The sequence below is a fragment of the Streptomyces coryli genome, assembly GCF_011044975.1.
Lineage (GTDB): Bacteria > Actinomycetota > Actinomycetes > Streptomycetales > Streptomycetaceae > Streptomyces > Streptomyces coryli.
In genome coordinates this window covers 1-11,906 of the sequence record NZ_JAAKZV010000243.1, presented here as the reverse complement: position 1 = coordinate 11,906, position 11,906 = coordinate 1, and the positions used below count along the sequence as shown (strand labels likewise).

Below are 11,906 nucleotides of genomic sequence, written 5' to 3'. Positions count from 1 at the left end.
GCTCCCACCACGCCATCCGCCCGCCCCCGGCCTCCCGATCGCGGCCCGCAAACGAAACGGCCCCCTACTCGCGTTTCCGCAGGTAGAGGGCCATTCTCTTTGGCGTGGCGGCGCCAGGATTCGAACCTGGGAAGGCTGAGCCGGCAGATTTACAGTCTGCTCCCTTTGGCCACTCGGGCACACCGCCAAGGGTTTGTCGCTCTCGTGGGCGACGACGTAAACCATACCTGATGGCGGGGGGTGGTCCGCCACTCGGTTTGGCCCGTCGTGATCACGGCCACGGTGGCTAGGCTGGGCCCTGGCCCGCCACGGGCCCCACCGCAGCCGGATCTACGTATGAGGAGCCCGAACACCATGGCCGACTCCAGTTTCGACATCGTCTCGAAGGTCGAGCGGCAGGAGGTCGACAACGCCCTCAACCAGGCCGCCAAGGAGATCTCGCAGCGCTACGACTTCAAGGGCGTCGACGCCTCGATCCGCTGGTCCGGTGAGGACGGCATCGAGATGCGGGCCAACGCCGAGGAGCGGGTCAAGGCCGTGCTGGACATCTTCCAGTCCAAGCTGGTCAAGCGCGGCATCTCGCTGAAGGCCGTCGAGGCGGGGGAGCCGCAGGCCTCCGGCAAGGAGTACAAGCTCTTCGCGACAGTCAAGGAAGGCATCTCCCAGGAGAACGCCAAGAAGCTCGCGAAGATCATCCGGGACGAGGGCCCGAAGGGCGTCAAGGCTCAGGTCCAGGGCGAGGAGCTGCGCGTCAGCTCCAAGAAGCGGGACGACCTGCAGGCCGTCATCGCCCTGGTCAAGGACAAGGACCTCGACTTCGCCGTGCAGTTCGTGAACTACCGCTAGGCCGAGGCCGAGGCCGAGGCCAAGGACCCCCGGATACGGAGAGAGTTCCTCACAGCCCCAGCAGGATCTCCGCCAGCTCCTCCGGGCGCGAGAAGAACGGCGAGTGCCCGGTCGGCAGCTCGCGCACCTCCGTCAGGTTGTCCGGCGTGAGCGCGTCGGCCTCCCGGATGAAGCGGTGCTGCGTGGCGACCGGCAGCGCGCGGTCGGCGGTGCAGCTGACGTACGTCCGCGGTATCGCGCCCCACCCCGCAGCGGTGAGCGGCACCGGTTCGGCGTGCGGCGGCGCCGGGGCGTCGGGGGTGAGCTGGTGCGCGACGGCCTCCCAGTCGTCGTCGGGGACGTCGGCGGCGAGCCCGGTCTTGAGGCGGGCCCGGTACGACGGGTCCGCCGATCGCGGGTCGATACGGAAGGCGCCCGTCGCCGCCGGGTCGCCGACCAGGAGCGGCGGGAGCTCCGACGAGCCGAACTCGGGGCCGGCGAGGTAGTCGTTGATCGACCGCCCGGCCGCGGTCATGAAGGCGGAGACGTAGACGAGGCGGTCGATGAGCCGCGGCGTGCTCTCGGCCACCCGGTTGAGCACGAGCCCCCCGAAGCTGTGGCCGACCAGCACGATCCGGCGGTCCGGCAGCTGGTCCGCGAGCTGTCCGAGGTCGGCGGCGACCCACTCGGCGCAGTCCCGCAGCGTCACCTGGGCCAGCGGCGACGACTCGGTGGCGAGCGCCGACCGGTCTGCCCCGCCGTTCAGGTACGAGCGCGGGAAGCGCGCCCGCAGGCCGTGGCCCGGCAGATCGCGCGCGATCACCTGGTGACCCTGCCGGGCCAGCAGCGGCGCCAGCCTCCCGAAGGCCCAGGCCCCGTGATACGAGCCGTGCACGAGCACAAAGATCTTGTCCGGCCGGGCGCTCATGAGTCCTCCCCCGTAGGCGCATGCGGCGGCGTCTTGTAGGAGCCTACAAACCCCCGGCCCCAGCCCGCTGACCATTTCATGTCTTCCACCCCGTGCTGACACCCCTCGTTTGCCTGTGTACTCCATGGACCAGGTGCAACGAAGCAAGGGATGAGGCCCGTGGACTTCCTCCGACCCGCCGTAGGGGCGGGAGCGCGGGCCGCCGAGGCTCAGCGCCACCGTCCGGACGCGACCGAGGTCACCCTCGCCCGCACCCCCCAATGACCCCTGCCCCGGTCGCCCCGGAGCACCTCGTCGGCGTCGAACAGCGCCGGCCCTCTTCCCCGCCTATATTTTGGAGTAACCATGACCGTGCACGCCCAGGAGACCAGCATTCAGGACCTCGAGCGCGTCTGGCTGGACGAGGTGATCACTCTGGCCACCAACAGCGTGCACAACGGCGGCGGCCCGTTCGGCGCCTTGATCGCCAAGGACGGCGAGGTCGTCGCGTACGGGAACAACCAGGTCACCGCGAACCTGGACCCGACCGCGCACGCCGAGGTGAGCGCGATGCGCGCCGCCTGCCAGAAGCTGGACACCTTCTCGCTCGAAGGCTGCACCCTGATCACGTCCTGTGAGCCGTGTCCGATGTGTCTGTCCTCCGCCCTGTGGGCGCGGGTGGACCGGATCGTCTTCTGCGCCGACCGGCACGACGCCGCGGTGGGCGGGTTCGACGACCGGAAGTTCTACGACCTGTTCGCGAAGCAGCCCGCGTCGATGTGGCCGGTCGAGGTCCAGCAGCTGGACCTGCCGAACCGCACCGCCCCGTTCGACGCCTGGCTGGCCAAGTCGGACCGCGTCGACTACTGAGCACCTGAACGTACGGGGACCCCCGGCAGGCGGCGGCCTGCCGGGGGTCTTCGCGCGCTCAGAAACCGATCCCGTACCCCTCGCACTTCGGCCGGAACGACGGATCGTCCGCCCCCAGCTCATTCACCACGTTCTGCACCGTAGGCCCGTCGAAGGCCAGCCCCACATGCCCGACCGGGTTCTGCGGGCACTGGTCCTGGAGCAGGATGTTGTCGACGTTGTCCCCCTTGAGGAAGGCATTGCCGTACGGGGTGACGACCTTGTCGTTCTTGGTCTGGATCACCGCGTAGCGCACCCCGGGGACCGTGTCGCCGTCCGCCCACAGCGCCTTCTGGAAGTCCGAGCCGACTTCCTGGTCCTTCAGGCCCTGCAGCCCCAGCAGGTCGAAGAAGCCGTTCACCAGGCCGAGCGCGTGGATCGCCTCGCCGAGGTTGACCAGGCCGCTCAGCGTCGTGCCGTGGTTGCTCGGCGCCATCGCCACGAACTTGTCGACCTTCGCGGCGCCGCCCAGCCGCTTGATGTAGTAGTTCGGCATCATGCCGCCCTGCGAGTGCCCGACCAGGTCGACCTTCTTCGCGCCGGTCGCGGCCAGCACCTTGTCGACGAAGCCGTTCAGCGTACGGGCCGAGCCGGCGACGCCCGTCAGGCCGCCGATGCGGCCGAGGGAGAGGACGGGGTTCATGCCGTAGTTGAAGGCGAAGACGCAGTGGCCCTCGTTGGCGAGAGTGGGGGAGATCTGCGCCCAGTTGGCGCCCTGGTTGACGAAGGTGGCGTGCACCAGGACCACCGGGTCGGGGTGTTCGGCGGTCGGCTTGCAGCTCCAGTCGTTGGCGCCGGCCACGGCGTTCGGGCTGGCGAAGAAGTTCTGCACGCCCGTGCCCAGGTCGCCGACCGGGTACTGGCGCGGGGCCTCCTCGTCGGCCCGCGCGGTGCTGGCGGTGGCGGTGAGGGCGGCCGCGGCGGTGATCAGCGCGGCGGTGGTGGCGGCCAACCAGCGGCGGAGGCCGCGGCGGCGGGTTAAGGCGGCTGGTGGCGTCATGCGTTCTCCTCCGCGGGAAAGTGAAAAGGGCCGTGTTCAGAAAAGCGCTACCCGACGGTAACGACGGGGAAGATGCGCCGCAATACCCCGCACAGGTGAGAATCGGCCGTGACGCAGCGGCAGTTGACGTCGACGAAGGAGGGGGAGCATGCCCGGACCCGGACCCGGACCAGGGCCAGGACCAGGACCAGGACCAGAACCAGGACCCGGACCCGGATCAGGCCCAGGACCCGGCCCAGGCCCCGCAAAGCGGCCCACCCGCCCCTACGCGGGCCGCACCGCCGCCGACCGCCGCGCGGAGCGGCGGCAGCGGCTGCTCGACGCCGGCCTACAGCTCTTCGGCGCCGGTCCCGGCTACCGCGGCACCAGCGTCGCCGCCCTGTGCGCGCAGGCAGACCTCTCCACCCGGCAGTTCTACGAGGAGTTCGGCAACCTCGAAGAGGTGCTCGCCGTCCTGCACCGCGACGGCAACGCCCGCGCCGAGACCGCGGTCCTGGCCGCCCTCGCCGAAGCCCCGGAGGGCGACGTCCGGGCCCGCGCGACCGCCGCGTTCCGCGCGTACACCGAGTCGGCCGCCGCCGACCCGCGCCGAATACGGGTGCTGTTCGCCGAGGTCGTCGGCGCCGGCCCGGCGCTGGAGCGGCAGCGGATCGAGGTCCGTACCCGATGGGTGGAGCTGATACGGGCGGAGGCCGCCGCCGCGGTCGCCCGCGGCGAGGTGCCGGACCGCGACTACCGGATAGCGGCCTTCGCCTTCATCGCGGCGGTCAACGGCCTGCTCTACGACTGGTCGGCGGGGTATGTCCGGGCGACCGCCGGCGAGATCGCGGACGAGCTGGTGCACCTGCTCACCGGCCTGCTGCGGCCGCTCGACGGCATTGCAACCCTGCCGCAACCCTCCAGCGACGACGCTGACAAGCCCTAGGCTGCGAGGACCCTTCCGCCTGAACGCTCGGGGGCGACATGACCGTATCGACTCCGATGACCACGGATGCGTACCCGGCGTGGCACCCGGGCCGCGATCCCGGTGTGCTGCGGCGCGAAGTCGCGCGGGCACACGAGGAGTTCCTGGCCGGCGGGCGGCCGCCGGGGGCGCCCGGATCGCCGCTGCGCGAGGTCGTACGCGACTCCTGGCTGCGCTCGCGCAGCGGGGGCGTGGACCCGGAGCGCTCCGCGCCGGCCGTCGCGCTGCCGGATCCCGAGCTGCGCGCGTATCGCCGGGAACACCCCCTCGCCCACGTCCTCCCGGTGATCCGCCGGCTGCTGGTGGAGACGGCCGCCGACGCCGACCAGCTGGTCGCGGTCGGCGACGAACGCGCCCGGCTGCTGTGGGTGGAGGGTGCGCCGCGGCTCGCCGCCCGCGCCGAGGGGATCGGCTTCGTGCCCGGCGCCGACTGGGGCGAGGGCAGCGCGGGCACGAACGCGCCAGGCACCGCCCTCGCCCTCGGCCGCCCGCTGCAGATCTACGGCAGCGAGCACTTCAGCCGCCCGGTGCACCCGTGGAGCTGCTCGGCGGCTCCGGTACGCGACCCGGACACCGGCGCGGTGCTCGGCGTCGTCGACCTCACGGGCGGCGACCAGGTCGCGGGGCCGCACGCGCTGGCTCTCGTACGGGCCACGGCCGCCGCCGCGGAGGCGGAGCTGCGGGTGCTGCGGCTGCAGGGCCGGCTGCCGGCGCCGCCGCGACCGGCCGCGACGGCCCGCCTCGCGGTCCTCGGCCGCGAACGTGCCCTGCTCGACACCCCGTCCGGCAGCTTCGAACTGAGCCCGCGGCACTCGGAGATCGTCCTGCTGCTGGCCCGCCACCCGCGCGGCCTGACCGCGGACGCGCTGGGCGCGCGGCTGCACGAGGAGGAGGCGGCGCGGGTGACGGTACGGGCGGAGATGTCCCGGCTGCGCGCGCTGCTCGGCCCGGGCCTGCTGACCTCCCGCCCCTACCGCCTCACCGGCCCGGTGGCCGTCGACGCCGACGAGGTCCGCGCCCTCCTCGCCGCCGGCGCCTGCCGCGACGCCCTCGCGGCCTATCCCGGCCCCCTCCTGCCCCGCTCGCAGTCCCCGGAGGTCACGGACGCCCGCGAAGAACTGGAATGCCAACTCCGCGAAGTCCTCCGCGCCCACGCCGACGCGACACCACTCCTGGAGTGGCTGGCCCGCCCGGAAAACGCGGACGACGCAGAAATGCTCCAGGCAGCAGCAGACGCCCTCCCCCCGGGCTCCCCACGAGAACTGATGCTGCGGACCCGCCTGGAGCGGATGCTGTGGTGACACCCGCTACTCGCTGACGCGACCCGCCCGACGGCCGCCGCGGCTACCCGCGGGCGACCGCCCGCACCGCCTATCCGCGGGCGACCGCCCGCACCGCGGTCGCGACCTCCGTCTCCCCGCTGATCAGGTCCAGCGTCAGCCCCGCCGTCCCCGGCTCGGCCAGCAACTCCGCCAGCACCGCCGCCACATCGTCCCGCGGCACCATGCCCCGCCCGGTGTGCTCGGCGAGCGCGACGAGACCGGTCCCCGCGTCATTCGTCAGCCGCCCCGGCCGCAGGATCGTCCAGTCCAGGTCCTTGCGCGCCCGCACATCGTCGTCCGCGGCACCCTTCGCGCGCAGATACGCGGCGAACACCGGATCCGTGCCCTCCGGCGGCTCGCCGTCCGTGCCCATCGCGGACACCACGAGGAACCGCCGCACCCCGGCCTGCTCCGCCGCGTCGGCGAAGAGCACGGCCGCCGCCCGGTCCACGGTCTCCTTGCGCGCCTCCCCGCTGCCGGGCCCGGCCCCGGCCGCGAAGACCGCCGCGTCCGCCGACTCCAGATGCCGCGCCACGTCCTCCACCGTGGCCGACTCCAGGTCGCACACCACCGGCTCCGCACCGGCGGCGAGCAGGTCGCCGGCCTGCTCGGGCCGCCGGATCATGCCGGCGATCTCGTCCCCGCGCGCGGCCAGCAGCCGACTCAGCCGCAGCGCGATCTGTCCGTGTCCTCCTGCAATGACAATCCGCATGATCCCGACCGTACGCCTCCCACCCGCCGCCCCGACGCAGCCTGTGGATAACTCGGCCGGGACGCAGGTCGCAGGCCCCGATCCGTAAGTCCGAACTCATCCCCGAGCCGAACTATCCCCAAGCCGAACTCAGCCCCAAGCCGGAACTAGCCCCGCTGCCCCTGCCGCGGCAGCTCCAGCTCGCTCGCGCCCGCGGTGTCGCAGTACTCCCGCACCGCGCTGGTCCGCGCCACCACCCGCCCCTGGTGCACCACCACGCGGCTGTACGCCAGCGACAGCACCCCGGCGACATCGTCGCCCCGCACCGCCACCAGCTCCCCGGGAAAGCCCGCCTCCACCCGCACCGCCGGCAGCCCCATCGCCGCCCGCGCCGCCCCGCTCACCGCGTCGTACGCGTCCTCGGGCGCCGCCTCGCCCAGCGAGGCCAGCAGATATGCGGCCTCGAAGGGATCCCCGCGCCCCACCGGATTCGCCGCGTCCCGCAGCGCCCCGCTGCCCGCGGCCACCCGCACGCCCGCCGCCCGCAGCAGCCGCACCGGCGCGCACCGCCCGGCTCGCGACCGTGCCTGCTCCAGCGCGCCGCAACCGCCCTGCGGCAGGCACACGACCGCGACCCCGGCCGCGGCCAGCTGCTCGCCGACCAGACCCGCCACCGGCTCCGGCAGCCGCGCCAGCCCGCCGCACGGCCCGACGGTGACGCCGGCCCCGCGCAGCCCGCCCGCCATCGCCGCCAGCCGGCCGAGCCGCGCCGGGTCGTCCCCGTCCGTATGCAGGTCGACGGCGCACCCGTGCTCGCCCGCGAGCTCCAGCACGGCCTCCACGTAACCCCAGGGGTCGGGGTCCAGATCGGGGCAGCCGCCGATGACCGTGGCGCCCATCTTGACCGCGTCCCGCAGCGCCGCCAGGCCGTCCGCGCCGCCCAGCCCGGTGAGCAGCCGGGGGAGAGCGACGACCGTCACATCCGTCAGCCCGCGCAGCGACTCGCGCGCCCGCAGCACGCCCTCGAGCGCCCGCAGCCCGGCCACATCCCCGACCCGTACATGGGTGCGCAGCGCCGTGGCCCCGTGCCCGAGCTGCAGCAGCGCCGCCTCGGTGCACCGCCGCTGCACCTCCGTCGCGGTGTCCGCCGCGGGTCCCGCCGCGGCGGCGGTGAGCGCCGTATCGCAGTGGGCGTGCGGCTCCGCGGGTGCCGGCAGCAGCAGATAGCCGCCCATGTCCACCCGCGCTCCGCCCGCGGGCGCCCCGCCCAGGCTGCCGGCGGTGCCGACGGCCTGGATCCGCCCGCCGCCGAGGCGTACGTCCACGATCCGCCCGTCGGCCAGCCGGGCCCCGGCGAGCACCAGCGTGCCGGGCTCGGCGGGGCCGGGGGAGGAGGGCGGTCCGGAGGGCCCGGAAGGTCCGGACGAGGGCGGCTGCTGCGGGCTGTCGGCCATGGGACTCCCGGTGATGGGGCGATATGAGACATCGCTCACTGCGACGACCGAGCCTAGAGCGCCGGTATGTCCCGTTAGTGGAGGATGCCCGGCGCCGGTGAATAGTCGTACCGGAGCTCCTGGCGGGGCGGCCCGCACCTTCCCGGCCTGCGCCCGCGGTCGCCGTGGGCGGGTCCTAGGCGGGCCCTAGGCGCACCGATACGGATTTCACCTTCCGCCGCCGAGCGTGTAATGTCTTCATCGCTCGCCCCAATAGCTCAGTCGGTAGAGCGTCTCCATGGTAAGGAGAAGGTCTGCGGTTCGATTCCGCATTGGGGCTCTGATGTGCGCGCATCTTCGGTACTCTGAAGTGTGTGAGCATCGCAGCGGTGTAGCTCAGTCGGTAGAGCAAGCGGCTCATAATCGCTGTGTCACCGGTTCAAGTCCGGTCACCGCTACTCACTCTCGGTAGCCGATTGCAGGCCCAATCCTCCGATCGGCTACTCTTGATGCGTTTGTCCCATCCGTTCGTCAAGGAGCACTCAACGTGGCTGCCACAGACGTCCGCCCGAAGATCACGCTGGCCTGCGTGGAGTGCAAGGAGCGGAACTACATCACCAAGAAGAACCGGCGTAACAACCCGGACCGTCTTGAGATGAAGAAGTACTGCCCGCGCTGCAACGACCACACGGCGCACCGCGAGACCCGCTGACGCGGACTTCCGGCGTACAACAAGCAATAACAGCGAGGGGCCGTCCCGATGGGGCGGCCCCTCGCCGCACGTCGGGCAGACTGATGCCCGACAGCCACCACACCGCAGGAGGTGCCGAGCCGATGCCGCTCGACCAGTCCTTCGTGGGGCGGAGCTACCCGCCCATCGCCCCGTACGAGGTCGGCCGGGAGAAGATCCGCGAGTTCGCCGAGGCCGTCGGCGACGCCAACCCCGCGTACACCGACCCCGACGCGGCGAAGGCGCTCGGCCACCCCGATGTGATCGCCCCGCCCACCTTCGTCTTCGCCATCGCCTTCCGCGCCGCCGGCCAGGTGATCGAGGACCCGCAGCTCGGCCTCGACTACAGCCGGGTGGTGCACGGCGACCAGAAGTTCGCGTACAGCCGCCCGGTGCGCGCGGGCGACCGGCTGACGGTGACCTCCACCATCGAGTCGATCAAGTCCATGGCGGGCAACGACATCCTGGACGTCCGCGGCGAGGTGCACGACGAGTCCGGCGAGCACGTGGTCACCACCATGATCAAGCTGGTGGCGCGCGCCGCCGAGGAGGGCTGAGGCAGCGATGGCGGCGAAGATCTCTTACGACAGCGTGGAGACCGGCACCGAGCTGCCGGCCCAGTCCTTTCCCGTGACCCGCGCCACCCTCGTCCAGTACGCGGGCGCCTCCGGCGACTTCAACCCGATCCACTGGAACGAGAAGTTCGCCCGCGAGGTCGGCCTGCCGGACGTGATCGCGCACGGCATGTTCACCATGGCCGAGGCGATCCGCGTCGTCACCGACTGGGCCGGCGACCCGGGCGCGGTGGTCGACTACGGCGTGCGCTTCACCAAGCCGGTGGTCGTGCCGAACGACGACACCGGCGCGCTCATCGAGGTCTCCGGCAAGGTGGCGGCGCGGGACGACGAGGCCCGTACGGTCCGCGTCGACCTCACCGCGATGAGCGCCGGGCAGAAGGTGCTGGGGATGGCGCGGGCGACTGTGAGGCTGGCGTAAGGCCGGGCCGAGGCTCGCTTGAGCTGCACCAACCCCCGGTCGGCGACCGGGGGTTGGCTTTGGTGTTGACAAGTTAGTGATTGGCCAATAACTTAAATCGCATGGCAAGGATGAGTGCAGAGGAGCGACGCGAGAGCGTCATCCGCGCGGCGATCATCGAGTTCGGCCGGGGTGGGTATCACGGCACCTCGACGCAGACGATCGCCGAGCGGGTCGGCGTCTCGCAGCCGTACCTCTTCCGCCTCTTCCCGAACAAGCGGGCCATCTTCCTGGCGGCCGCGCTGCGCTGCATCGAGGAGACCGCCGTGGTGCTCCGCGAGGCCGCCGACGGCCTGTCGCCGGACGAGGCGCATCACGCGATGGGTGCCGCGTACAAGACCCTCATCAAGGACCGCGACAAGCTGCTGATGCAGATGCAGACCTACGTCGCCGTGGCCTCGGCCGAGGTGGCGGGCGACCGCGAGTTCGGCGAGCCGATCCGGGCCGCGTGGTCGCGGGAGCTGTACGACCTGGCGCTGCTGACCATGGGCGGGGACGCGGAGGAGGCCACGCTGTTCCTCGCGTACGGGATGCTGATCAACACCCTGGTCTCGCTCGGCTATCAGGCCGACGACCGGGTCTGGGAAGGCTTTTGGCCCGAGACGGTGCCGCAGGACTGAAGCATTACGCGTTGCAGGCAGGCGCGGACGTATGTCCGTGAAAGTTATTGATCGATAACTAATCTTCGGAGGGGACATGAACGCCACAGCCACAGCCACAGCCGCCAAGACCCGGTCGTCCGCGACCTGGGCACTGATCATCACCAGCCTCGCCAGCTTCATGGGCGCCCTGGACAACCTCGTCGTCACCACCGCGCTCCCCGCCATCCGCGAGGACCTCGGCGGCGGCATGGAGGACCTGGAGTGGACGGTCAGCGCGTACACGCTCACCTTCGCCGTCCTGCTGCTGACCGGCGCCGCGCTCGGCGACCGCTTCGGCCGGCGCCGGATGTTCGGCGTCGGGGTGGCGATCTTCACGCTCTCCTCCGCGGCGGCGGCCCTGGCGGGCGGCATCGACGGCCTGGTGATCGCGCGGGCCGCGCAGGGGGTGGGTGCGGCGCTGCTGATGCCGCTGAGCCTGACGCTGCTCACGGCCGCGGTGCCGGCCGGTCGCCGGGGCGCGGCGCTCGGCATCTGGGGTGCGGTGCAGGGGGTCGCGGTCGCGACCGGTCCGCTGGTGGGCGGCGCGCTCACGGAGCACATCTCCTGGCAGTGGATCTTCTGGCTGAACGTCCCGGTCGGGCTTGCCCTGTTGCCGCTGATCCACTTCCGCCTGCCGGAGTCGCGCGGGGCGAACAGCCGGCTCGACCTGCCCGGTACGGCGCTCGCCAGCACGGCGCTGTTCGGCATCGTCTACGGCCTGGTCCGCGGCAACGCCGACGGGTGGACCGCCGGTCCGGTCCTGACCGGCCTGATCGCGGGTCCGGTGCTGCTGGCGGCGTTCGTCGCGTACGAACTGCGCACCGCCCACCCGATGCTGCCGATGCGGCTCTTCCGCAGCCGCACCTTCTCGGCGATCAACGCCGCGAGCCTGCTGATGTTCGTCGGCATGTTCGGCTCGATCTTCCTGCTGAGCCAGTTCCTGCAGGGCGTCGGCGGCTACTCGCCGACCGAGGCGGGCGTCCGGATGCTGCCGTGGACCGGAATGGCCCTGATCGTCGCCCCGATCGCCGGCATCCTCTCCGACCGGATCGGCGGCCGCCCGGTCGTCGCGGTGGGCCTGGCCCTGCAGGCGATCGGCCTCGGCTGGATCGCGGTGCGCCTCTCGGCGGACTTCTCGTACGGCGCGTACCTCCCGGCCTTCGTGCTCAGCGGCATCGGCATGGCGATGTACTTCGCCCCGGCGGCGAACGTCGTGATGTCCAGCGTCCGCCCCTCCGAACAGGGCATCGCCTCGGGCACGAACAACGCGATGCGCGAACTGGGCGGCGCCCTCGGGGTGGCGACCCTGGCAGCGGTCTTCTCGGCACGGGGCGACTACCTGCCGGCAGAGTCGTTCGCGGAGGGCCTGCGGGCGGCGCTGTGGGTGGGCGTCGCGGCGATCGGCCTGGCGGCGGTGGCGGCTGTGCTGATTCCGGGGCGGGGGAGCGG

At 72.1% G+C, this 11,906-nt stretch carries 13 protein-coding genes and 3 tRNA genes; 11 read left to right on the top strand and 5 right to left on the bottom strand.

Annotated elements, in window-relative coordinates; translation table 11 throughout:
* Positions 1 to 105: 105 nt before the first annotated feature.
* Positions 106 to 187: transfer RNA gene (locus G5C51_RS34250), tRNA-Tyr, on the bottom strand.
* A gap of 167 nt (positions 188 to 354) precedes the next feature.
* On the opposite strand from G5C51_RS34250, the gene G5C51_RS34245 reads away from it, so the two are divergent.
* A complete protein-coding gene (locus G5C51_RS34245; protein WP_165243368.1) occupies positions 355 to 846 on the top strand; it encodes a YajQ family cyclic di-GMP-binding protein in 492 nt (163 codons plus the stop codon).
* 49 nt (positions 847 to 895) lie between these two features.
* Here the strand turns inward: G5C51_RS34245 and G5C51_RS34240 are convergent, their stop codons facing one another.
* Positions 896 to 1,753, bottom strand: coding sequence for an alpha/beta fold hydrolase (locus G5C51_RS34240; protein WP_165243366.1), 858 nt, complete (start codon positions 1,751 to 1,753; stop codon positions 896 to 898).
* Positions 1,754 to 2,098: 345 nt separating this feature from the next.
* On the opposite strand from G5C51_RS34240, the gene G5C51_RS34235 reads away from it, so the two are divergent.
* Positions 2,099 to 2,602, top strand: a complete 504-nt coding sequence (locus G5C51_RS34235; RefSeq protein WP_165243364.1) for a nucleoside deaminase — start codon at positions 2,099 to 2,101, stop codon at positions 2,600 to 2,602.
* Between the two features lie 58 nt (positions 2,603 to 2,660).
* Here the strand turns inward: G5C51_RS34235 and G5C51_RS34230 are convergent, their stop codons facing one another.
* Positions 2,661 to 3,641: a lipase family alpha/beta hydrolase gene (locus tag G5C51_RS34230; protein ID WP_165243362.1), complete on the bottom strand. Its 981-nt coding sequence runs from the start codon at positions 3,639 to 3,641 to the stop codon at positions 2,661 to 2,663.
* A gap of 148 nt (positions 3,642 to 3,789) precedes the next feature.
* Here G5C51_RS34230 and G5C51_RS34225 point away from each other — a divergent pair, with 148 nt between their 5' ends.
* Positions 3,790 to 4,566, top strand: coding sequence for a TetR/AcrR family transcriptional regulator (locus G5C51_RS34225; RefSeq protein ID WP_165243360.1), 777 nt, complete (start codon positions 3,790 to 3,792; stop codon positions 4,564 to 4,566).
* Between the two features lie 38 nt (positions 4,567 to 4,604).
* Positions 4,605 to 5,906, top strand: coding sequence for a GAF domain-containing protein (locus G5C51_RS34220; RefSeq protein ID WP_240930113.1), 1,302 nt, complete (start codon positions 4,605 to 4,607; stop codon positions 5,904 to 5,906).
* Positions 5,907 to 5,976: 70 nt separating this feature from the next.
* Here the strand turns inward: G5C51_RS34220 and G5C51_RS34215 are convergent, their stop codons facing one another.
* Positions 5,977 to 6,639, bottom strand: coding sequence for an NAD(P)H-binding protein (locus G5C51_RS34215; RefSeq protein ID WP_165243358.1), 663 nt, complete (start codon positions 6,637 to 6,639; stop codon positions 5,977 to 5,979).
* Between the two features lie 146 nt (positions 6,640 to 6,785).
* Entirely contained in the window at positions 6,786 to 8,072 is a 1,287-nt protein-coding gene (locus G5C51_RS34210; protein WP_165243356.1) for an amidohydrolase family protein, read from the bottom strand.
* A 246-nt stretch (positions 8,073 to 8,318) separates the two neighbouring features.
* Between G5C51_RS34210 and G5C51_RS34205 the strand changes: the two genes are divergently transcribed.
* From G5C51_RS34205 to G5C51_RS34175, 7 genes are all read left to right on the top strand, one after another.
* Positions 8,319 to 8,391 (top strand) — tRNA-Thr (locus G5C51_RS34205).
* A 45-nt stretch (positions 8,392 to 8,436) separates the two neighbouring features.
* A tRNA-Met gene (locus tag G5C51_RS34200) sits at positions 8,437 to 8,509 on the top strand.
* An 89-nt stretch (positions 8,510 to 8,598) separates the two neighbouring features.
* On the top strand, positions 8,599 to 8,763 hold the full coding sequence (gene rpmG / locus G5C51_RS34195; protein WP_165243354.1) for a 50S ribosomal protein L33: 165 nt from the start codon (positions 8,599 to 8,601) through the stop codon (positions 8,761 to 8,763).
* A gap of 122 nt (positions 8,764 to 8,885) precedes the next feature.
* Positions 8,886 to 9,338: a MaoC family dehydratase N-terminal domain-containing protein gene (locus tag G5C51_RS34190; protein WP_165243370.1), complete on the top strand. Its 453-nt coding sequence runs from the start codon at positions 8,886 to 8,888 to the stop codon at positions 9,336 to 9,338.
* Between the two features lie 7 nt (positions 9,339 to 9,345).
* Positions 9,346 to 9,777: a MaoC family dehydratase gene (locus tag G5C51_RS34185; RefSeq protein WP_165243352.1), complete on the top strand. Its 432-nt coding sequence runs from the start codon at positions 9,346 to 9,348 to the stop codon at positions 9,775 to 9,777.
* A 110-nt stretch (positions 9,778 to 9,887) separates the two neighbouring features.
* A complete protein-coding gene (locus G5C51_RS34180; protein WP_165243350.1) occupies positions 9,888 to 10,436 on the top strand; it encodes a TetR/AcrR family transcriptional regulator in 549 nt (182 codons plus the stop codon).
* 76 nt (positions 10,437 to 10,512) lie between these two features.
* A partial coding sequence (locus G5C51_RS34175) for a DHA2 family efflux MFS transporter permease subunit (protein WP_165243348.1) occupies positions 10,513 to 11,906 on the top strand: 1,394 nt, incomplete at its 3' end.